General features: G+C 49.3%; 18 protein-coding genes. 5 read left to right on the forward strand and 13 right to left on the reverse strand.

Annotated features, from left to right (window positions below; translation table 11 throughout):
* Window position 1: 1 nt before the first annotated feature.
* Both gspD and gspC read right to left on the reverse strand, forming a co-directional pair.
* Entirely contained in the window at window positions 2-2,035 is a 2,034-nt protein-coding gene (gene gspD / locus ACXAFQ_RS05530; protein ID WP_474818695.1) for a type II secretion system secretin GspD, read from the reverse strand.
* A gap of 21 nt (window positions 2,036-2,056) precedes the next feature.
* The gene (gspC, locus tag ACXAFQ_RS05535) at window positions 2,057-2,998 is read right to left on the reverse strand and encodes a type II secretion system protein GspC (RefSeq protein ID WP_474818696.1); all 942 of its coding nucleotides are present in this window, start codon (window positions 2,996-2,998) and stop codon (window positions 2,057-2,059) included.
* A gap of 140 nt (window positions 2,999-3,138) precedes the next feature.
* Here gspC and hslR point away from each other — a divergent pair, with 140 nt between their 5' ends.
* The 5 genes from hslR (at window position 3,139) to ACXAFQ_RS05560 (ending at window position 9,092) form a co-directional block, all read left to right on the forward strand.
* A complete protein-coding gene (gene hslR, locus ACXAFQ_RS05540; protein WP_474818697.1) occupies window positions 3,139-3,543 on the forward strand; it encodes a ribosome-associated heat shock protein Hsp15 in 405 nt (134 codons plus the stop codon).
* A gap of 23 nt (window positions 3,544-3,566) precedes the next feature.
* Window positions 3,567-4,466 (forward strand): Hsp33 family molecular chaperone HslO, encoded by a 900-nt coding sequence (gene hslO / locus ACXAFQ_RS05545; RefSeq protein ID WP_474818698.1) that lies wholly within the window; start codon window positions 3,567-3,569, stop codon window positions 4,464-4,466.
* A 318-nt stretch (window positions 4,467-4,784) separates the two neighbouring features.
* Entirely contained in the window at window positions 4,785-6,347 is a 1,563-nt protein-coding gene (locus tag ACXAFQ_RS05550; protein ID WP_474818699.1) for a phosphoenolpyruvate carboxykinase, read from the forward strand.
* A gap of 238 nt (window positions 6,348-6,585) precedes the next feature.
* A complete protein-coding gene (locus tag ACXAFQ_RS05555) occupies window positions 6,586-7,902 on the forward strand; it encodes a Na+/H+ antiporter NhaC family protein (RefSeq protein WP_474818700.1) in 1,317 nt (438 codons plus the stop codon).
* Between the two features lie 14 nt (window positions 7,903-7,916).
* Window positions 7,917-9,092 (forward strand): MFS transporter, encoded by a 1,176-nt coding sequence (locus tag ACXAFQ_RS05560; protein ID WP_474818701.1) that lies wholly within the window; start codon window positions 7,917-7,919, stop codon window positions 9,090-9,092.
* Window positions 9,093-9,415: 323 nt separating this feature from the next.
* Here ACXAFQ_RS05560 and envZ read toward each other — a convergent pair whose 3' ends face one another.
* The 11 genes from envZ to prmA all read right to left on the reverse strand — a co-directional run bounded on the left by envZ (window position 9,416) and on the right by prmA (window position 21,210).
* Window positions 9,416-10,732, reverse strand: a complete 1,317-nt coding sequence (gene envZ / locus ACXAFQ_RS05565; RefSeq protein WP_474818702.1) for a two-component system sensor histidine kinase EnvZ — start codon at window positions 10,730-10,732, stop codon at window positions 9,416-9,418.
* Between the two features lie 15 nt (window positions 10,733-10,747).
* Window positions 10,748-11,473, reverse strand: coding sequence for an osmolarity response regulator transcription factor OmpR (gene ompR, locus ACXAFQ_RS05570; protein ID WP_070126376.1), 726 nt, complete (start codon window positions 11,471-11,473; stop codon window positions 10,748-10,750).
* Window positions 11,474-11,684: 211 nt separating this feature from the next.
* Window positions 11,685-12,929 carry a sodium:proton antiporter NhaD gene (nhaD, locus tag ACXAFQ_RS05575; RefSeq protein WP_474818703.1) on the reverse strand — a complete coding sequence of 415 codons (1,245 nt, stop codon included), beginning with the start codon at window positions 12,927-12,929 and terminating at the stop codon, window positions 11,685-11,687.
* 161 nt (window positions 12,930-13,090) lie between these two features.
* Window positions 13,091-13,993, reverse strand: a complete 903-nt coding sequence (locus ACXAFQ_RS05580; RefSeq protein ID WP_070126378.1) for a phosphoribulokinase — start codon at window positions 13,991-13,993, stop codon at window positions 13,091-13,093.
* Between the two features lie 147 nt (window positions 13,994-14,140).
* Window positions 14,141-14,533, reverse strand: coding sequence for a phosphate-starvation-inducible PsiE family protein (locus ACXAFQ_RS05585; protein WP_083273121.1), 393 nt, complete (start codon window positions 14,531-14,533; stop codon window positions 14,141-14,143).
* A gap of 189 nt (window positions 14,534-14,722) precedes the next feature.
* Window positions 14,723-16,012 (reverse strand): phosphoribosylamine--glycine ligase, encoded by a 1,290-nt coding sequence (purD, locus tag ACXAFQ_RS05590; RefSeq protein ID WP_474818704.1) that lies wholly within the window; start codon window positions 16,010-16,012, stop codon window positions 14,723-14,725.
* 19 nt (window positions 16,013-16,031) lie between these two features.
* On the reverse strand, window positions 16,032-16,856 hold the full coding sequence (locus ACXAFQ_RS05595) for a class I SAM-dependent methyltransferase (protein ID WP_474818705.1): 825 nt from the start codon (window positions 16,854-16,856) through the stop codon (window positions 16,032-16,034).
* A gap of 240 nt (window positions 16,857-17,096) precedes the next feature.
* Window positions 17,097-18,692, reverse strand: coding sequence for a bifunctional phosphoribosylaminoimidazolecarboxamide formyltransferase/IMP cyclohydrolase (gene purH, locus ACXAFQ_RS05600; RefSeq protein WP_474818706.1), 1,596 nt, complete (start codon window positions 18,690-18,692; stop codon window positions 17,097-17,099).
* A gap of 88 nt (window positions 18,693-18,780) precedes the next feature.
* Window positions 18,781-19,074: a DNA-binding transcriptional regulator Fis gene (gene fis / locus ACXAFQ_RS05605; protein ID WP_018982332.1), complete on the reverse strand. Its 294-nt coding sequence runs from the start codon at window positions 19,072-19,074 to the stop codon at window positions 18,781-18,783.
* A gap of 31 nt (window positions 19,075-19,105) precedes the next feature.
* Window positions 19,106-20,104 (reverse strand): tRNA dihydrouridine synthase DusB, encoded by a 999-nt coding sequence (gene dusB / locus ACXAFQ_RS05610; protein WP_474818707.1) that lies wholly within the window; start codon window positions 20,102-20,104, stop codon window positions 19,106-19,108.
* 224 nt (window positions 20,105-20,328) lie between these two features.
* A complete protein-coding gene (gene prmA, locus ACXAFQ_RS05615; protein ID WP_474818708.1) occupies window positions 20,329-21,210 on the reverse strand; it encodes a 50S ribosomal protein L11 methyltransferase in 882 nt (293 codons plus the stop codon).
* Between the last annotated feature and the right edge of the window lie 157 nt (window positions 21,211-21,367).

Genomic DNA, 21,367 nt, shown 5'->3' on the forward strand with positions numbered 1-21,367 from the left:
ATTAGTCGTTATCCTTTTTCTCTTTTTCCAGAATGTACTCTTCAAAAGACGGCGGCAGCGCCATGTCATCATCCCACTTGGGCATAGAAGGCTGCTCTTGATATGGCATCAGCGATACGCCTTCATCATGACGTTTAAGCTGTTGCGCACGAATATAGTTGTACTTGCGACGGCTGATGTCGTTCATGCGCACGCCATCACGCACTATCGTCGGCTTCAAGAATACCATCAGGTTACGTTTACGCTTGCTGGTGGAGGTCGATTTAAACAGGTGACCAAGAATAGGAATATCACCTAAGATAGGCACCTTCTGTTCACTTTCCTGAACATCTTCATCAATCAGGCCGCCAAGCACAATCGTGCCGCCATCATCCACAATAACTGTGGTCTTGATTTGACGTTTGTTGATGGATATATCCACGCTGGTGGCACCGCTTACGCTGGATACTTCTTGTTCGATAGTTAACTGAACCGCATCGCCCTCGTTGATTTGTGGCGTCACTTTCAGCTTGATTCCCACTTCCTGACGATCAACCGTGGTAAATGGATTGGAATTGTTTGAACCCGTGGTGGTACCGGTGATGATAGGCACTTCCTGACCCACGATAAAGAAGGCTTCTTCGTTATCCATGGTGGTTAAGTGCGGTGTTGCCAGAACGTTCGAATTGGTATCGCTGCTAACGGCTTGAACCACTGCACCCCAGCCGTTTTTGATCACCCCAGCAAGAAGACCATTCGCGCCACTTAGCAAGCTAGCCAGCGCGGTATAATCGCCTTCCTCGGTGGAATCGATCTGAACCACGTTACCTTCGTCAGTGATATACGCTTCGGTGGTGGTCTCATCTTCAGCTTGTTTGAGCGCAACCGCAAGCGAGCCTACTGGCACAACACCATTGGTAAACTGTGTACCGCCACCTTCTTCAGACACCCATTGCACGCCAAGTTGAGCACCGTCACCTTCAAACACTTCAACGATGATGGCTTCTACCTGTACCTGCGCACGACGTACGTCGAGCTGACGAACCACTTCTTCAAGTGAGCGCATCATGTCAGGTTCGGCGGTAATAACCACAGCGTTTGAATCTTCGTGGGCGTCGATACTGATTTCTCGGTTAGATCCACTGCGACGAGTTTGACCATTGCCTTGTTCTTCGGCTTGAATGCTGGCCGATACACCTTGCAGCACTTTAACCAGATCTTCTGCTTTGGCGTAGTTTAAGAATAGAACGCGGGTATTACCGCTGGTTTCCAGTTCCTGATCCATGCGTTGAATCAGATTTACAATACGGCTGCGGGCTTTGGCGTCGCCTGAAACGATAACGGAGTTCGTACGATCATCGGCAACGGCGCGGGGTTCAGACTTACCGGTGTTGGCAGCCTTGCCCTGAGATTTATTGATGCTGTCTATAATGCGTACCATTTCAGAGGCAGACGCATAACGCAATTTAACAATTTCAACTTCTTCGTCACCGGCGCGGTCAACTCGCTCGATAATTTCTACTAAGCGGTTTACCACCGCTGCGCGGCCTGTCAGCATCATTACGTTGGAAGGATCGTGGGCCACAACGTTACCGCCGCCGGCCTGATCGTTGAGTTGGCGAAGGATGGGGGCCAGTTCCCGAACAGGTACATTGTATACGGGAACCACGCGGGTGATCATTTCATCACCGTCCATGGAAGTGCCTTCAACAACCGGAATATTGGAGGTCTTTGCCTCCTTTGCGCGCACGACTTTCAGCACTCCACTGGGCATTTCTACCACAGCAAAATCGTAAACCTGTAAGACGTTGAGGAAGAACTGATAGTACTGCTCTTCATTAAGCATATCGTAGGAGCGTACGCTGATTTTTCCGCGTATACCATCGCCCACAATAATGGTTTTTTTCAGATTTTTACCCACAATCGAGATGAACTCGTTAATGTCGGTATCTTTGAAGTTAGGCATGTACTCTGCAGCTGTTGCAGACACGCAAAGTGCAGCGGCGCAGATTGCTGCTGTGATCCGCGAGAATATCTTCCGGCTCGATTGCCTCATGACTCTGTCTTCCTACTTTTATTATTCATTACCCGGCTCTGGCATTTCCAGATAAATGGTAATGTACTCGCCATCACGTGTCAGCGTCAGTTCAATGGTGTCGGCCTGACGCAAATCATTCATGGCTTCCTTTGATTGCTGGGTATCTGTCAAATCAAGTCCATTGATTTGAATAACAACGTCACCAGCTTGTAAACCGGCTGATTGAAATAAAGACGGGTTTTTCCCCGGTTTTATTTCGTATCCAATAAGCTGACCATCGCCAATTTTCGGCGTGATCGCGATGAAATCTGTAAAGCTACCAGGGCTTTCACGTAACGAAGATGACACATCTTCGTCTATGGTAACGGCATTTTTAGGCGGTGGAACGCGAGGTCTTACTGGCGGTGCAACGCGGCGGGTGGTGTCGTTGGCGGCGGCACGTTTACGGTTTGCTTCATCGTAGTCTACGCCGTCAAGCATCAAGGTTTCTTTACGAACGCCATTTTTAATGATGACACGGTCGTTCATTACCCGGTCTAGGGTTGCGTTGGTACCTTCAATTTTCTCACCCAGACCATACACATTTTGTACACCGCGATTTTCTATAATTGCCGTTCCTTCATTCACTGAGGAACTGGCCACCACACCCGTAAGGGTGAGATTCAATTTGGTTTCTGGGGCGTCGGTATCGACTTCTTCTTCAACTGGGGCAACCTGTTGGTTAACCGTACCGAATAAATTTAACTGTTGTAATCCACCAACATTGACCCCACGTTGCGCAGATGCGACAGGTTTCGGCGCAGAAGACAAGGTGGCTGGTGTGGCAGGGCCAGACGGTTCGGGTATAATTCGCCATATTAGCTTCGCTGCGAACGCTAATAAATAGACGCTCAGCAGTACAACAACTAAAAGATTTAGTTGTTTCTGGTGCCGGCTGAAGAAGGTTGCCAGAGACTGAGAATCAATTTTGGTTAGTGTCATGCGATCCGTCGTACGTACTGCTTTTATTATTACTTTTATTATTAAATTGAGTGCGGGTAAAACCCACTATAGCCGACCCATCATAGCCTAGTCGAGGCGCGGGTCACAACACTAAAACGTAAGAGTGACAAAAATATTACATGAGCAATCGTGACGCTAACGATACAGATGTAACAGTCCGCCTGGACAAATGGCTATGGGCTGCAAGATTGTTTAAAACCCGTGCTATCGCCCGTGAAATGGTGCAAGCAGGAAAGGTGCACTATAACGGTCAGCGAACAAAACCAAGCCGAAACGTAGAGCCCGGTGCAATGATAAAAGTTCCGGCGGGCTGGGATATTAAAGAAATAAAAGTGTTGGGCTTGAGCGAAAAGCGGCTTAGCGCACCTTTGGCCCAGGCACTTTACGAAGAAACAGCCGAAAGCGTAGCGCAGCGGGAATCAAATCAGGAGGCCCGTAAATTGAGTGCCTTTCATAGTCCGCGACCGGAAAATCGTCCGGATAAAAAGCAACGCCGACAAATTATTAAATTTAAGCAGCAATAGGCTGCACTGACAGGATAGATTTCATGAGCAACTATGATGAGTTACATCGCTTTCTGCTAAATGCCGCCAATGTTCGCGGTGAACTGGTGCGATTAGAAGAAAGCTTACAGCCAATTGTGCACAGTGTGGAATACCCGGTACAAATTCAGCGTCTACTGAGCGAAATGGCGGCGGCTACGACGTTGCTAACCGCGATCCTGAAATTTAAAGGTGAAATTGGTCTGCAAATTCAAAGCAAAGGGCCGGTAAACTATGCGGTTATTAATGCGACGCATGATTACACCATGCGTGGCGTGGCGCGCTGGGATGAATCTTTAAGCGTACTACCAGAGAGCTTCCAGGAATTATTGGATAGCGCTGTACTGGTTATCACTATTACTCCCCAGGAAGGCGAACGCTATCAAGGCGTAGTCGCGCTGGATAAGCCCACGCTGGCAGAGTGTCTCGAAGAATACTTCACACAGTCTGAACAATTGGCGACGAAAGTCACACTGATGACTGACATGAGTGAGCCAACTCGCGCACGTGCTGCTGGTATGCTGCTTCAGGTGCTGCCAAGTCAAGCTGCCAATACCGATGTGAAGAACGACACACAGTTTGATCACGTTTGTAAGCTGACGGAAACGCTGACCGAAGAGGAAATGTTTGGTTTGCCGGTAAACGATATTCTTTACCGCTTGTATCATCAGGAAGAAGTGGAGGTTTATCCTTCGCATCCTGTTAGCTTTGCCTGCTCATGTTCGAAGCAGCGTAGTGCCGATGCCTTACGAAACGTCGATAAAGATGAGCTACTGCAGATCATTGAGGAAGATGGCGCAATTAAGATGAATTGCCAGTACTGTCACGCTGAATACGTGTTCGACAGTGTAGACGTGGAAGCGATACATAACGGTCAGTTTATCGAAACCCGCAAAGATCAGTAAGCGCGTTTTCTGGCAACGTGCGCAAATAGGCTCTGCTGTTTGCGCACGGTTCTAAAAATACTACAAAATCTGTAATTGCTGTTTTCGAACTACAACTCTTATTTCATGTTGTTAACTTATTAAATATCAGGTGGATATAAGTCGTGCCATTCTTTTTTACTCATCATTTCTGAAAGTTTATTTCTACAAGATGTAATTTAGATCAAAAAATAGTCGCTATTTGTTAGCGTGATGTTTTCTTGTGCCCTAATTTATATACAATTTAACTAAGATGGATTTTTGAAAGTTAAATTGAAAACTTACTAGAGGGCTTACTAAATGACCGCCGCACCACTCATCAATTCGAAATCAGCAGTCAATGTAATGGCTGATCTCAACTCAGCAGAACTTATTGAAATCGCCCTTAAGCGAGGCGAAGGTATACTTGCCGACAACGGCGCTTTGGTGATTGAAACGGGCCGCCGGACCGGTCGTTCACCGGCTGACCGATTTATCGTTAAAGAGCCTTCCACTGAGGCTGATATTGATTGGGGCAAGGTCAACAAGCCATTCGATGCGGATAAGTTTGATGCACTGTGGGCTCGGGTTGAGTCATATATCAGTTCCCAGGAGTACTTTCTTTCTCACCTTCAAGTGGGCGCTGACCCTGAGCACGCCTTGCCCGTTATTGTGAGAACGCAGACCGCCTGGCAGCACGTTTTTGCCCGCAATATGTTTATTCAACCCGAAACCTGGAACCCGCAAGGAAAAGAAGCCTGGCAAATTCTGAATGTCCCCGGCTTCACCTGCGAACCTGGGCGCGACGGTACCAACAGCGATGGTACCGTAATCATCAACTTTGCTGAGAAAAAAGTACTCTTAGCCGGTATGCGTTATGCCGGGGAAATGAAAAAAGCCATGTTTAGCGTACAGAACTTTTTGCTGCCGGCGAAAGAAGTGTTACCTATGCATTGCTCTGCCAACGTGGGACAAGAAGGTGATGTTACCTTGTTCTTCGGATTGTCTGGCACAGGCAAAACCACATTGTCTGCTGACCCTAAACGCTTCCTAATTGGCGATGACGAACACGGCTGGGCGCCGGGTAGCGTCTTCAATATCGAAGGTGGTTGTTACGCAAAATGTATCGACCTGTCGCAGAAAAATGAACCTGTTATCTGGGATGCAATCCGCTTCGGTACCATTCTGGAAAACGTGGTATTAGATGACAATCGCACACCAGATTATACCGATGTCAGCCTGACTCAAAACTCTCGCGCGGCCTATCCGCTGGAACATGTCGAGAAACGCGTTGCCGAGAACATGGGCGGTGAGCCGCGCTCTGTGGTTTTCCTCACCTGTGATGTCAGTGGTGTGCTCCCCCCTGTCTCTGTACTTAGCGAAGAAGCGGCGGCGTATCATTTCCTGAGTGGCTATACCGCGAAAGTAGGTTCTACAGAAATAGGTTCAACGGCTGATATCGAGTCTACTTTCTCCACTTGCTTCGGCGCGCCATTCTTCCCGCGTCCTGCAGGCGTGTATGCTGAGCTGCTTATTAAGCGAGTAAAAAGCTTTGGTGCGAAAGTGTACCTGGTAAATACCGGCTGGACCGGTGGCCCTTACGGAACCGGTAAGCGTTTTGATATTCCTACAACCCGCGCCGTGATCGACGCCATTGTGTCTGGCGAACTGGCTATTGTCGAAACCAGACATATCGATGGCCTTAACCTGGACGTGCCGCTTGCTGTGCCCGGTGTGGACAGCAAGCTGTTAGTACCCTCTGAAACCTGGGCCGATCAGACGGCTTACCAGACCTATGTAGAAAATCTGGTGAACGACTTCCAGGCTAATTTCAAAAAATATGATGTGAGTGAAGCCATTGTTAAGGCCGGACCAGGCTTCTAGATTGCTTTCTATCCGACGTTAATCGACGTTATTGCCCGCGACCTGTTCGCGGGCTTTTTTCGTTAATCTCACCGCGTTTTTCCAAAGAAAATGCTATTTTATGGACTGTTCTGCCCAAAATCGTCGACTTTTCGGGGCAAGCGACGGTTTTTACTGGTTTGTCTTGTTCACCCCGGTAGGAGAATTGCGCTAAAATCGCACGGTTTCCGATTAACTTAACGCCACTTACCGAGGTCCCGTGCAACAACCACCCGCTCCCCAGTTTCTGGGCTTAACCCCTATTCTGTTTTTCGTTGCCGTTGTGCTTTGCGCTGGCCTTATCACCGACGATATTACTGCTATGCCTGTGTTGGTGGCGCTGTTTCTCGCTGCCGGTTATGCACTCATTCTTAATCCAAAAGGTGAGCGGCTATCATTGAATGAAAAGATCGGGCGGTTTTGTGAGGGTGCGGGCAACAAGAATATCATTCTACTGGTTATCATTTTTCTGCTCGCGGGCGCATTTTACTCTCTGACAATCGATATTGGTGCGCGCGATGCTACGGTGAATATGGCGCTCAGCGTTATTCCTACCCCCATGATCCTGCCGGGATTGTTCCTGATTTGCTGTTTCATCTCGTTTTCTATGGGCACATCCACCGGCACGATTACCGCACTTGCGCCTATCGGTCTTGGTTTGAGTGAAGGGCTTGGCGTTTCTCCTGCACTGCTCGCCGGTGTCGTGGTGGGCGGCGCTATGTTTGGTGACAACTTGTCGTTTGTCTCTGACACCACGATTGCTGCAACGCGTAGCCAGGGCGTAAAGCTCACTGATAAATTCAAAGCGAACTTACTGATCACATTGCCGGCATCGATCATCACCTTCATTTTATTGATGTTTGTACCCGTTGCCGATACCAGTACGTTGCAACAAGGCGACTACGATGTGGTGCGCATGCTGCCCTATATGCTGATTATCATTTGTGCGCTGATTGGACTCAATGTGGTACTGGTGTTGGCCATCGGTATCGGTTCTGCGGCGATCATTGGACTCTTGGTGGGAAGTTTCGCACCGATGGCGATGTGGCAGAGTATTCAGACCGGCATTGGCTGGATGCAAAACCTGTCGCTGATTGCGGTAACCATTGGTGGCATCGTGGCGCTGATGCATGCTTATGGCGGCATTGCCTGGCTTATTAACACGCTGACTCGTCGGGTTCAGAGTCGTCAGGGCGCAGAATACAGCATAGCGGCGCTGGTCAGCTTGCTGGATCTCTCTACGGCGAACAATACTATTTCCATCGTTGCCGCCGGCCCAATAGCAAAAGACCTCAATGAACAATACGGTGTCGACCCTCGTCGTACCGCCAGTATTCTTGATGTATTCTCTTGTGCGTTTCAAGGGGTGGTACCGTACGGGGCACAAATCCTGACGATTGCGGCAGTGGGCGGACTATCGCCATTGTCGGTTTCTATGTACTGTTGGTATCCCATGTTGCTGTTTGTATTCGGTGTTATTGCGATTGCGTTCAATATTCCACGGTTTGTTACCGTGAACGCCGATACTGACGTTTAATCTCCGGAGTATTTATGGATCGCCGCCCGGTCACCACCGTCATTTTCAGTGGCTTTTTCCTGTTTGGCATGCTGTTCATTCTGTGGGGCGTATTGCTACCGGAAATGGCGACAGATTTGGCGATGTCTGAAACCGTCAGCGGTGCCCTTTTTTTGTTGTTCTCCCTCGGGATGATGCTAGGAGCTATTTTCGGCGGCAAGTACGTCACCAAGTTCGACTTCCTCTATCTGCTGGCCTGGTTGTGTGCGGTAGATGCCGTTCTCATTTTCATCATGTCGCTGATGAACACCTGGCAGGGCTTGCTGATTATGGTATTTGTTGTCGGTGTGGTGAGCTCGGCGGTAATTACTATTGGTCACACATTGATTGCGCAGCTCTATGTGGAAAAGCGTTTTGCCATGATGGGCATTATGGATTTCATGTTCAGTTTGGGCACTTTCGCCGCCTCGTTCTATGTCACGCTGGTGTACTGGGTATGGCATGAATGGCAAAAGCCGTTGCAACTGCTCACGTTTATGTTGCTGTGCCTATCGGCCTATATCTTTATGATCGCCAGCCGCAATAAGAAGCTCACTGCCGGACAGCCTAAAGCGCCAAAAACCTCACTGAAATATATCGAAATGCTGAAACAGCCGGTATTTATGTTGCTGTGCCTGGTCAGTTTTGGTTATGGCGCAGTAGAGTTCGGCAACGCCAACTGGTTTGTTAGCTATGCGAAAGATGGTGGCTATGATGGCGAACAGGCGAGAAATCTGCTGGCTTGTTTTACTGCGGGCATGACCCTGAGCCGATTAGTTTTTGCCTGGTTCCTGCGTTATTTCTCCGTTAACCACTTGATGACCATATTGGTTACTCTGATGTTAGCCGGTGCGCTGGGTATCAAACTGGCTGAAGGCACTTTCGCCATTGGCGCATTCAACTTCCTTCTCGGATTTGGCCTCGGCGGTTTATTCCCGCTGGTACTCTCTGCGGCAATGAACGTAGATGCAGGCAAAGGCCCGGTACTGTCGGGCATCTCTATGATCGGTAACGCCCTTGGCGTACAAATCGCCTCATTCACCACTGGCTTCTGGGCCAATATCAGCGGCCTGCAAACTGCTTTCTGGATCATACCCATCGCTGGAATATGGCTATGGACCATGACCTGGTTCTACAGCCGCCAGATAAAAGCGCGGGCCTCGGTTGGTTAACATCGCCATTTTTCGGAAGGGCGATATTCGCGATCTTTGTGAACGTCAGTCTTAGAAGCAGAACAAGGTCTTGCAGGTGAGGGAGATATGGGTATCAGAAGCCGTCTGCTATAGATAAGCTGCAGCAAGGTTTGTGGCTAGTATTTTCTTCTAAGCCTGCCACTTCTCAATGCCTGAAAAGAGCAAGTAGTCTGCGCAGGAGGGTAAGATGTTCATCCCAAAAACCGTCTGCCGCAGGGATGCGGCAGTCGAGGCCCCATGGATGGGTCTACGCCGTGTTTTTGGGATGAACATCGTCCCGACGACAGCAGGCGGTGCTCAATTCAGCGATTGCGCGGAAGCCAGAACTCGGCGACGAGGCCGCCTTCGGGGTGGTTGCGCAGGGTGATGCCTCCGAAGTGCATGTTGATAATTTTGCGGGTGATCGCCAGGCCCAATCCAGAACCCAACGAGCCGCGGGCAATATCGCCTTGCTTGAATGGCATGAATACGTCATCCAGTGCGTCTTCAGGGATGCCCGGCCCGTGGTCGCGAATGCGGCAATAAACCCGTTGTGCTTTGGCATCAAAGAAAGTCGAAATAGAGACTTTTTCGCTGCCATAACGGAACGCATTCTCTATGAGATTATCCAGCACCCGTTTAAGGGCAACTTTCCGCGCCGGGGCGTCAGGCAGACTTGTTAACTTAAGGGTGACATCATGCGTGTCGTAGCGCTCATGCGCTTTAACCAGATCTTTTATCAGCGCGTTGAGGTTAATGTTTTCCCAGGCTTCGCTGCGATCATTACGGGCGTATTCAATAAACTGGTCGATGATGGCATTCATATCTTCGATATCGTCATTGATACCGTCTCGAATCCAGTCGCTTTCTTCCGGTAACATTTCTGATGCCAAGCGAATGCGGGTGAGTGGCGTACGCAGGTCGTGGGATATACCCGCTGTCATTAGCGTCCGTTCATCCTCTAGCTGTTTAATGCCCTGATTCATGCGGTTAAAGGCCCGGGTAACCTCACGCATTTCACTGCTGCCCTGTTCCTTTAGCGGCGGCGGGTACTGGCCTTTACCCACTTTTAATGCTGCTTGTTGCAGTGCCTGAAGCGGGCGGTTCAGGTGGCGTACAAACCACCAACCACCAGTTACACTCAAAATACCAATCACCATCAAATACATAGTCGGCGGTGGTGATAATTTAGAACTGTTGCCGCCAACCAATGGAATACTCACCCAGATGTTGGGATGTGTGCTCAGTGATATCCATACCCTGTAGGGCTCTGAACCCACAGCTGTTTCCGCAGAACTAATACGGACATCGGCTTTGACACCAATTTGTGCAGAAACCTGAGAAGACATGAAGTTATAATGGGTAGCTTGTTGTAGCCCTTCCTGCAGCGCTTGCTCGGTGGTGATGATGGATACTTTGGTTTGTTTCGCATACTCCCGTCGCTGCTCTAAGGGGGCGGTGATCAGATTTTGCGACTGAATACTTTGTACCTGTGTGGCCAGCAGGCTACTGATTTGCTGAGTAGTAGGACGCACGAAGTAGTATGTCACCGACAGGTAAGACACGACCTGGTTAATCAGCAGCAGTACCCCAATGAGCAGAACGGTCTGCCCAAAAGCGCTTTTAGGGAGAATACGCATATTCGAAAGGCCAGGTTATGCGTGCGCACCACCGTCGGGCACGAAAACGTATCCTAAGCCCCACACGGTTTGAATATAACGGGGGCTGGCAGGATCTTTCTCTAGCATCCGGCGCAAACGAGAAACCTGTACGTCGATGCTACGTTCCAATGCACTGTAATCGCGACCGCGAGCCAGATTCATCAGCTTGTCACGTGATAGCGGTTCACGGGGATGGGTCACCAGAGATTTTAGCACGGCAAATTCACCGCTGGTGAGCGACAAAGGTTTACCGGCTGCGGTCATTTCCCGGGTAGCCAGATTCAGGCTGTATTCACCAAACTCAATGATTTGTTCATCTTTAGAGGGAGCGCCCGGCGCTTCGGTGGTTTTGCGGCGCAGTACCGCTTTTGCACGGGCCAGCAATTCACGGGGGTTAAACGGTTTGGGCAGGTAATCATCGGCACCCATTTCTAAACCGATAATGCGGTCGACTTCATCGCCTTTGGCGGTGAGCATAATAATGGGCATATCGTTGTCAGCCTGTCGCATACGTCGACAAATAGACAAGCCATCTTCACCGGGCAGCATTAAGTCGAGCACCATCAGGTGAAAGTTTTCGCGTTCCAGTAAACGATCCATTTGTTCTGCATTGGCGGCACTACGCACCTGAAAGCCTTGTTCAACCAAATAGCGTTCAAGCAGGCTGCGTAGACGCATATCATCATCAACAACAAGAATTTTGGATGTTTCCTGACCCATGACTGTCTTTCCTGGTTTTTTCGGCTAGCTCATCGTTTACCACTTTTCGGTGTGCGAAACGGCGCCGGAGGATTGTTATCAGACCTTACGCAAAAAAAGCGCAGGAGTCCTTATTTACCCTCACTATAACCAGAACAAACCTCGGACAAAAGCGTTTGAGATGATGCAAATGCCCGAGGAGTGTTACAAATAGTTTCAGTTGGTGCTGTGATTACAGCATTAACTCACCCATTCCGAGTACCATGGCGAAGCCGAAGGTATAGGCAATCAGTAACAATAATGCATACTTCCCATACTTAGCGAAAGTCAGGCCTTTTACCTTGCTCATGGTGACGATACCGGCAGACGAACCGATAATAAGCAGCGAACCGCCCACACCAACAGCGTAGGTAAACGCCATCCATTCCGGGGTAGACATATGAATATCGGCTTTAAGCAGTGCAGCCGTGAGCGGGACGTTATCAATCATCGCAGACAGCACGCCCATTACGTAGTTAGCACCGGTAGAAGGCAGCACATTGTATACCTCAAGCAGTGCACCCAGTGCATGAATATGGTCAAGCATGCCGACCAGCAACAATACGCCTAAGAAAAACAGCAAGGTGTCGAACTCGATAAGGCGGATATAGTCGAGGATAGGATCGTTGTAGCGCTCTTCACCCATGAAGGTCGCCACCAGAAACATTACCGCCATACCCGACAGGAAGCACAGCATGGGCGGAATGGCGAACAGCACATTTGCCACCAAGGTTGTGACGATGGTGGTAAGGAATATACCGGCAATCACGTAATCGACTCTGCGCATTTCATGACGTGTTTTCTTAATTTTCACTTCGCCTTTCATACCCACGCTCAGCAAGGTGGCCAACAGCAGCACCGCTGATAGCGACGGAATGATCAGAAGTAACAATTGGGTAATGGTAACTTTGCCATCGAGGAATATCATCAGCGTGGTCACGTCACCGGTGATAAGTGACACACCGCCTGAGTTCACCGCGAACACGACCAGCACCGCGAACCGCATGGTTTGGTTAAAGGGTAATCCTAGCGACAGTACCATGGCGATGGATACCAGTGTGGCGGTTATGTTATCGGCCAGCGATGAGAAGCAGAAGCTGAATATGGCAGTAAAAAAAATGAGTTTTCGTAAGGTGATTTTCGACGGCATGATGACATTGAGCATATTCTCAATCATGCCCTTGCGGTTGAGGTAGGCAACAAACGTCATTGCTGCTACCAGGAACAACCACAAGGTGGAAATTTCACTGATGTTTTCTGCTAGATGCTCGTTAACTTCTTCCAGCCCGGGGCCGCGGTTAGCGTTGATGAACAGAATAATCCAGGCAAAGGTGCCTAAGAACAGGGTGGTTTTGGCTTTGTTAACGTGAATGACTTCTTCGAAGACGACGCCTATCAGCGCAAGTATCGCGATGCCGATGAGCACATAATCCAGCATAATTTATTCCTCAATATGTAAGGACTAAATTATACGTTTTCTGTGCATGCGACAGAACGGCCGCTGCGCTGTACACGGCGGAAAATGCGTTATAGTCACTATCTATCACGGTGATAGTTAGAACCGTGAAAAAGTCTTTTTAGTAGCGGCTTAAGAACCGGTTATTGATCGGTCACCCAGTCCATTTGACTGCCCGCGCGACGCTTCTCATCGAGGATGTCTTCAATGAGTGGCGTAAGGATTAATTCCATTGCCAGACCCATTTTTCCACCCGGCACCACGAGGGTATTAATCCGTGACATGAAGGCACCGTCTATCATCTGCAGTAAATAGGGAAAATTCACGTTTTTCATTTCACGACGAAAACGCACCACAACGAAGCTCTCGTCCTGGGTAGGAATTTCTCGTGCGCTGAACGGGTTGGAGGTATCTACTGTCGGTACACGCTGGAAATTAACGTGGGTACGGGAGAACTGCGGCGTTATGTATTGGAAGTAATCGTCGAGACCGCGAACGATGCTGCTCATCACAGCCTCACGGGAGTGGCCGCGATCAGTGGTGTCGCGCACAATTTTCTGAATCCACTCTAAGTTTACAATGGGCACCATGCCTACCAGCAGATCGACGTGACGGGCCACGTTATTCTCTTCGGTTTTAACACCGCCATGAAGGCCTTCATAAAACAATAAGTCGGTATTTTCCGGTAATGCCTGCCAAGGCGTGAAGGTACCGGGCATCTGATTAAACGGTACGGCTTCGTCGAAGGTGTGCAGATACTGACGGAACTGACCGCCACCAGTTTGGCCATATTCTTTAAACAGGGTTTCCAGTAATTCAAAGTCATTGGCTCTGGGACCAAAGTAGCTGATATGACGCCCCTGTTCCTGGGCTTTTCTGATCTCCACTTCCATTTCAGGACGGGTAAAGCGATGGAAACTGTCTCCACCAACAACGGCCGCATTCACATTCAGATTGCGGAAAATATGCCTGATAGCATTAGTCGTAGTTGTAGTACCGGCACCGGACGAACCCGTGATGGCAATAATTGGATGTTTGGCTGACATAATCGACGAATTGTTATGTTGGAATACTGTTATAAGCTGGCAGCAAATAAGAATCAAGGACGATTATAGCGCCAAATCAACCCCAAAGTTGTTAATTATTCAGCGCGTTTATAGAGGCAGGCCGCTATGACAGCGGCCTGAAGCGAATTATTCTGGTTTACCAAGATGGCGGTTGCGTAACTTCTCAAGACTGATTTTGTCTTTCAGGCTCATGATCACCGCAGCAATACTAAGCAGTAGAATACTACTGGATTCGTAAAGCAAAACGATTTTGTCCAGTTCCTTACTTTGCAAAATGATCATGCGGCTGAGTGCGGTCATGGCAATAATGAGGGGCAGAGTAACGGGAATACGGCTACTGTTGTAGTACGCAGCCAGCATGCCAATCACCTCGGCATAAATGAACAGTAGCAGCAGATCGGAAAGCTCGACCTTTCGATACTCAATCATGTGCAGGATTTCATCTCCCACCGCCACTAAGGTAGCCAGCATGATGAGAATAAGCAGTATTTTTTCTATCTGTTCAATAAATTTTGCCATTTGAACCAGCCTCATTTTGCAGCAAAATTAAACACGTTACTTAGCTTAATGAGGTAAATCAGGCGCTTCACTCGTTCTTTAGTGCTGTTTTTCTAGTTCTTCTTTGTAGAAATACTTAACGATTTTGGCGCGGGGAATAAAAAAGGGTGTCCGCAGACACCCTTCTCATTATGCTCATTTAAGACTGAGTCAGCCTTGTGCCTCACGAGCAATAGCGCGATAAGCGATATCGGTACGGAAGTACACATCTTTCCAGCTAATGGCATTCAGAAGCTCATAGGCTTTCTGCTGCGCTTCAGTCACGCTGTTACCCAGCGCGGTTGCACACAGAACACGGCCACCGGCAGTCACGACTTCGCCATCTTTCAAAGCAGTACCAGCATGGAATACTTTGCCGTCTAGCTTAGCCGCGTTATCCAGACCACTGATCACGTCGCCTTTATCGTAGCTACCCGGATAACCGCCGGCTGCCAGCACTACGCCAACCGCTGCGCGGTCATCAAAGTCGATAGTCTTACCTTCCAGCTCGCCGTTACAGGCTAACTGACACATTTCCACCAGATCAGACTGCAAACGCATCATGATAGGCTGGGTTTCAGGGTCGCCGAAACGGCAGTTGTATTCGATAACTTTAGGCGTACCGTCTGCCATGATCATCAGACCGGCATACAGGAAGCCTAAATAAGGGTTACCTTCACTTGCCATACCTTCAACGGTAGGCAGGATCACTTCAGCCATTACGCGGTCGTGTATTTCCTGAGTCACTACAGGCGCAGGTGAATACGCACCCATGCCGCCCGTGTTAGGGCCAGAGTCACCGTTACCGGCGCGCTTATGGTCTTGGCTGGTGGCAAAAGGTACCACGTTTTTACCGTCAACCATCACGATGAAAGAGGCTTCTTCGCCGTCGAGGAATTCTTCAATAACCACGCGGCTACCGGCGTCACCAAAGGCGTTGCCTGCCAGCATGTCACGGATAGCGTCTTCGGCTTCTTCCAGTGTCATGGCAACAATCACGCCTTTACCGGCGGCCAGGCCGTCAGCTTTCACCACAATCGGTGCACCTTTCTCGCGAACGTAGGCAAGGGCAGGCTCGATTTCGGTGAAGTTCTCGTACTCTCCCGTTGGGATTTTATGACGAGCGAGGAAATCCTTAGTGAACGCTTTGGAACCTTCCAGTTGCGCAGCGGCTTGAGTCGGACCAAAGATGGTCTGTCCCGCAGCTTGGAACGCATCTACCACACCCTCAACCAGCGGCGCTTCAGGGCCAACAATGGTAAGGTCGATGGCGGTGTCTTTTGCAAAAGCCAGCAGGCCTTCGATGTCGGTTACACCAATGTTGACGTTTGTCAGTTTAGGTTCAGTGGCTGTACCGGCATTGCCAGGCGCAACATAAACGTGGGTAACAGACTCAGATTGTGCGGCTTTCCACGCTAATGCGTGTTCACGGCCACCGCTGCCAATAACTAGTACGTTCATCAAAGCGTTCCGTTATCTCTTATTCAGGTTTAACAAATTTTAGCGTCATTCGGTTACTTTCGCCGATAGACAGATATTTTTCCTGATCAGTTTCGCCAAGGCGCATAGACGGCGGAAGCGTCCAGACTCCGTTGGGATGATCAGCATCGTCCAGCGGGTTAGCATTTACTGCACTTTCGGCAACCAGTTTAAAACCGGCGGCTTCGGCAGCATCGATGACAAAGGATTTTTTCATGTATCCGCTGCTTTTCATGGCGTCGTCAGCAGCAGATTCAGGTAATGCGTGGTCTACAACACCCAGTACGCCGCCCGGCTTGAGTGCTTTGTAGAAAGACTTAAACGAAGCGGTTACACCGTCTTTACCACCACCCATGTACCAGTTGTGCACATTACGGAATGTCAGCACCGCATCAGCACTGCCATCAGGGGCGATGTCAGGGCTCTTAGACGGGTGGAATGCAGTGATGGTAGCACCTTCATAGATACCGCCTTCTTGCGTCTTTTCTTCGAAGCCTTTCAACGACGGCTCGTAGTAACGCGGCGCGCCATCAAACATAAAGAAGTGGGCAGCAACATAGTCGCCATCATCTTTCAGCATAGGGGCGAGAATATCGGCATACCAACCTCCGCCGGGCCAAATCTCTACCACGGTCATATCCGGCTCAATGCCAAAGAAACGCAGGGTTTGCTGAGGGTGACGATACTCATCCCGTGCCTTATTGGCAGCAGAACGGCTTTCGCTTTTCACAGCGTCGGTCAGTGCATCAGCGCTGGCAACCACAGGAGCCAGTGACGCTGAAACAGCGAGCAGGGAGGCGGCAACAACACGCATCGTAGTTTTCATAATTTATCCTTGATTGTTGAAACGGTGCATCGCATTTCTTGAGTTATACCCGCGCTTTAAGGCGCAGGTTCAGACTCAGCTAACCTTGCTCTCGGCTAATAACATGAGTTATTCACCGGCTGACAGCAAAGCAAAACCAGTATTGTCTTACGACAAACTGCCCCTAGGTTATATTAACCTGCTGAAAAAACGCAAAAGGTTGTGGTGAAAACCACAACCTTTACCGTCAACAACCAAAAATTAATGGCGGAAGTGACGCATGCCGGTGAACACCATGGCAATGCCATGTTCGTCGGCCGCTGCGATAACTTCGTCATCACGCATAGAGCCACCCGGCTGGATTACCGCTTTGATACCGGCAGCCGCGGCTGCATCAATACCGTCGCGGAACGGGAAGAACGCATCAGATGCCATCACAGAACCCGCTACTTCCAGGTTCTCGTCAGCCGCTTTAATACCTGCAATCTTAGCAGAGTAAACGCGGCTCATTTGGCCTGCGCCCACACCGATGGTCATGCTGTTTTTTGCATAAACAATAGCGTTAGACTTCACGTACTTAGCCACTTTCCAGCAGAACATCAGGTCACGCAATTGCTCTTCTGTTGGTTGCACTTTGGAAACCACTTTCAGGTCGTCCATTTCAACCATGCCGAAGTCGCGTTCCTGAATCAGCAGGCCGCCGTTAACACGTTTGAAGTCGAATCCTTCAGTCAGTTGACCCTGCCAGTCACCACATGCCAGCAAGCGTACGTTCTTCTTCTCAGCAACGATGTTTTTTGCTTCTTCACTAACAGTAGGGGCAATGATCACTTCAACAAACTGACGGTCAACAATGGCTTTCGCTGTGTCGGCATCCAGTTCACGGTTAAACGCGATGATACCGCCAAAAGCAGATGTGGGGTCGGTTTTGAAAGCGCGGTCGTAGGCTTCAAGGATGTTCTCACCCAGCGCTACACCACAAGGGTTTGCGTGCTTAACAATAACACATGCAGGTACGTCAAATTCTTTCACACATTCCAGTGCTGCGTCGGTATCAGCGATGTTGTTGAAAGACAGTTCTTTACCTTGCAGCTGTTCTGCCGTGGCAACGGAGGCTTCCTGTATGTCGTTCTCAACATAGAATGCCGCAGACTGGTGGCTGTTCTCGCCGTAACGCAGATCTTGTTTCTTGGTCATCTGAACGTTGTAAGTACGCGGGAATTCTTCAGCTTCACAGCAGCCCGTTTCACAGGCAACAGTATTAATGCGCGTACCGAAGTAGTTAGCAATCATGCCGTCGTATTCTGCAGTGTGCTCAAAGGCTTTGATCGCCAGATCGAAACGGGTTTTGTAAGTCAGTGAACCTGCGTTTTCTTCCATTTCAGCAAGTACGCGACCGTAATCAGCGGCTTTTACCACGATGGTCACATCTTTGTGGTTTTTCGCTGCCGCGCGAACCATAGTCGGTCCACCGATATCAATATTTTCGATGGCGTCTTCCAGTGTGCAATCGTCTTTTGCGACAGTAGCAGCGAACGGATAAAGATTCACTACAACAAGATCGATTGGCGCGATGTTGTTCTCAGCCATAACACCCTCGTCCTGGCCACGACGTCCTAAAATTCCGCCGTGAATTTTAGGGTGCAGAGTTTTAACACGACCGTCCATGATTTCAGGATGACCGGTGTGTTCTGAAACCTCTTTAACCGGCAAACCAGCTTCTGCCAGTAATTTTGCCGTACCGCCGGTAGATAGCAGTTCAACGCCTTTTTCGTTAAGTGACGTGGCAAATTCAACGATGCCGGTTTTGTCAGAAACACTTAACAGGGCGCGCTTGATAGGTTTAGGTGTTTGCATAGTGGTGTTGAGCTCTTTGCGTAAGTTTCGAGTGGAACAAAAAAGAGCACCGTTTGGTGCTCTTAAAGTCGGGCTAAGCCCTTTAATCTTAGTTCATGCCGTACTGCTTCAGCTTTTTGCGCAGTGTGCCACGGTTGATGCCCATCATGATGGCGGCGCGAGTCTGGTTACCGCGAGTGTAGGTCATTACTTCTTCCAGTAATGGCGCTTCAACTTCAGCCAGAACAAGTTCGTACAGGTTATCGATGTTGGCGTTGTCCAGTTGCTTCAGATATTTATTAACTGCTTGCTTAACTGAGTCACGCAGAGGCTTTTGAGCCTGAGTTTGTGAAGGAGTAGTTACTGTTGTAGTAAAAGGAGAAGTCACATTTTGATCGAACATAATACTTTCTTGCTCTATTAGTTAGTCATCACTATGCTGCAGGAGAGATCTGTCGCTTATCTCTCTTGTGCAGCGATTGAAAATAATCTTCAAGGGCATCGAGTTGCGCGTGCGCTTCTTCGAGGCCATTGAACGTTCGGCGAAACTGATTATCCTTGTCGTGCTCCGCGAGATACCACCCTACGTGTTTCCGGGCAATTCGTGTGCCCATCACATCACCGTAGAAGGCGTGTACATTTACAACGTGTTCGTGCAATACCGCTTGTTGCTCTGACAATGGTGGCGGCGGTAAGTTTTCACCTGTTTCAAGGTAATGTAGGATTTGCTTAAAAATCCATGGATTACCTTGCGCCCCGCGTCCAATCATTACACCGTCAGCACCGGTATAGTCGAGCACGAATCGTGCTTTTTCCGGAGAAGTAATGTCGCCGTTTGCAATAACCGGAATCGACACTGCCTGTTTTATGGTACGAATGGTGTCGTACTCGGCATTTCCCCGATACATACAGGCTCGCGTTCTACCGTGAACTGCTAGTGACTGTATGCCGTTTTGTTCCGCAATACGGGCAATGTCTGCCCCGTTGCGATTGTCTGTGTCCCACCCTGTTCTGATCTTCAGGGTAACCGGTACATTCACTGCATCCACCACGGCCCGGACGATACGCTCCACCAGGTCGGGATACTGCAGCAGTGCTGAACCCGCTAATTTTTTATTGACCTTTTTGGCCGGACAACCCATGTTGATATCGATGATTTGCGCACCGTTCTCAACATTAAATTGTGCTGCCTGCGCCATCAGCTCAGGATCTGCGCCGGCAATTTGTACCGAGCGAATCCCGTCTTCACCGCTATGGTCCATGCGATGCATGGATTTGGCGGTCTTCCAGACCTTCGGGTTGCTGGACAACATTTCAGATACAACTAACCCTGCCCCCATTCTTCGGCACATTTGCCGAAAGGGCCTGTCAGTCACGCCAGCCATAGGCGCGAGCATCAAATTGTTCTGGAGTGTGTGAGGTCCGATTCGCATACTTTACAGCCAACTGTTGCGCAGAATTTATACACCAGGCCAAAACGGGGCGCTAAGTTTACGTGTTTTCGCAAGCCTTGAAAAGGCTAAAAATCACACAAAATTTGTAGCCTGACTATTGACAGTTCTGGCTACATTTGCGTGTAACACTACACGTTACCTTTGCGTAAACGCCGAAAAGGCTAAGGTTTTTTTACGGTGATTTGAAAGTTTTATGAATATTTTCAGTGAGTTCTTGTTCCGCTTACCCGCGCCCAGTCACCCTCAACAGCGCTTTGCTCTAAGGTGAAGTGGCTTTGATAGGCAGCTTCAATTTTTTCAATTTGTTCTTCAAGAATGCCTGAAAGCACCAGTTTTCCGCCGTTTTTGCAGTAACCAGTAATCACAGATTGAAGCTCGATAAGGGGGCCGCTGAGAATATTGGCCACTACCACATCGGCTTCGAGAGTAGGTTGATCTTCTGGCAGGTACACGCTTAAGCGATCTTCCACGCCATTGCGACGAGCATTTTCCATGGATGCTTGTAAGGCCTGTGGGTCGATATCAATACCAATCACTTCCTTCGCGCCCAGTTTCAGCGCTGCCAGCGCCAGAATGCCAGAGCCACAGCCGAAATCTACCACCGTTTTGCCTTCCAGATCTAAGGCATCTAACCAGCGCAAACATAATGCGGTGGTGGGGTGGGTACCGGTACCGAAAGCCAGACCCGGATCGAGCATCACATTTACCGCGTCTGGATCAGGCACATCGCGCCAACTCGGACATATCCATAAACGTTTACCAAATTGCATCGGGTGGAAGTTATCCATCCACTCACGTTCCCAGTCCTTGTCTTCCAGCTGGTCGAGCTTGTGTTTAAACCCTTTACCTAAAATCCGTGATTTTTCCAGGCGCTTGATAACGGCTTTCATATCGTCGGCTGCATTAAATAGTCCCACAACCTGTGTGTCTGGCCACAGCATGGTTTCGCCCGGTTTAGGCTCGTACATGGGCGTGTCCTTAGCATCAACAAAGGTAACGGCCTGTGCGCCATTGGCGCTCAGCATGTTGCCAATCTGCTCTGCGTGTTCAGAGTCAGAATTGATTCGTAGTTGTATCCAGGACATGGGAACTCTTTATTAATCAGTAACTAAAAAGCCAGCAGCGATAATGTGGCTAGCGTAAAGGGCGCATTTTAGCAAACTCCGTGCGAATTGCGCACCGCCGCAGACTGATTTATCGGCATCCAAACTAAATTAACCGGCAATCTAAGAAGTTACGTTG

Source organism: Alteromonas sp. ABH2_165, assembly GCF_056159945.1.

Coding starts and splice junctions, on each gene's coding strand:
- ACXAFQ_RS05585 (WP_083273121.1), bottom strand. CDS start 14,533: ATGGCAAAATTTATTGAACAGATAGAAAAAATACTGCTTATTCTCATC.
- prmA (WP_474818708.1), bottom strand. CDS start 21,210: ATGTCCTGGATACAACTACGAATCAATTCTGACTCTGAACACGCAGAG.
- ACXAFQ_RS05595 (WP_474818705.1), bottom strand. CDS start 16,856: ATGAAAACTACGATGCGTGTTGTTGCCGCCTCCCTGCTCGCTGTTTCA.
- hslO (WP_474818698.1), top strand. CDS start 3,567: ATGAGCAACTATGATGAGTTACATCGCTTTCTGCTAAATGCCGCCAAT.
- gspC (WP_474818696.1), bottom strand. CDS start 2,998: ATGACACTAACCAAAATTGATTCTCAGTCTCTGGCAACCTTCTTCAGC.
- gspD (WP_474818695.1), bottom strand. CDS start 2,035: ATGAGGCAATCGAGCCGGAAGATATTCTCGCGGATCACAGCAGCAATC.
- ompR (WP_070126376.1), bottom strand. CDS start 11,473: ATGGGTCAGGAAACATCCAAAATTCTTGTTGTTGATGATGATATGCGT.
- fis (WP_018982332.1), bottom strand. CDS start 19,074: ATGTTCGATCAAAATGTGACTTCTCCTTTTACTACAACAGTAACTACT.
- envZ (WP_474818702.1), bottom strand. CDS start 10,732: ATGCGTATTCTCCCTAAAAGCGCTTTTGGGCAGACCGTTCTGCTCATT.
- ACXAFQ_RS05550 (WP_474818699.1), top strand. CDS start 4,785: ATGACCGCCGCACCACTCATCAATTCGAAATCAGCAGTCAATGTAATG.
- ACXAFQ_RS05580 (WP_070126378.1), bottom strand. CDS start 13,993: ATGTCAGCCAAACATCCAATTATTGCCATCACGGGTTCGTCCGGTGCC.
- purH (WP_474818706.1), bottom strand. CDS start 18,692: ATGCAAACACCTAAACCTATCAAGCGCGCCCTGTTAAGTGTTTCTGAC.
- dusB (WP_474818707.1), bottom strand. CDS start 20,104: ATGCGAATCGGACCTCACACACTCCAGAACAATTTGATGCTCGCGCCT.
- nhaD (WP_474818703.1), bottom strand. CDS start 12,929: ATGCTGGATTATGTGCTCATCGGCATCGCGATACTTGCGCTGATAGGC.
- hslR (WP_474818697.1), top strand. CDS start 3,139: ATGAGCAATCGTGACGCTAACGATACAGATGTAACAGTCCGCCTGGAC.
- purD (WP_474818704.1), bottom strand. CDS start 16,012: ATGAACGTACTAGTTATTGGCAGCGGTGGCCGTGAACACGCATTAGCG.
- ACXAFQ_RS05560 (WP_474818701.1), top strand. CDS start 7,917: ATGGATCGCCGCCCGGTCACCACCGTCATTTTCAGTGGCTTTTTCCTG.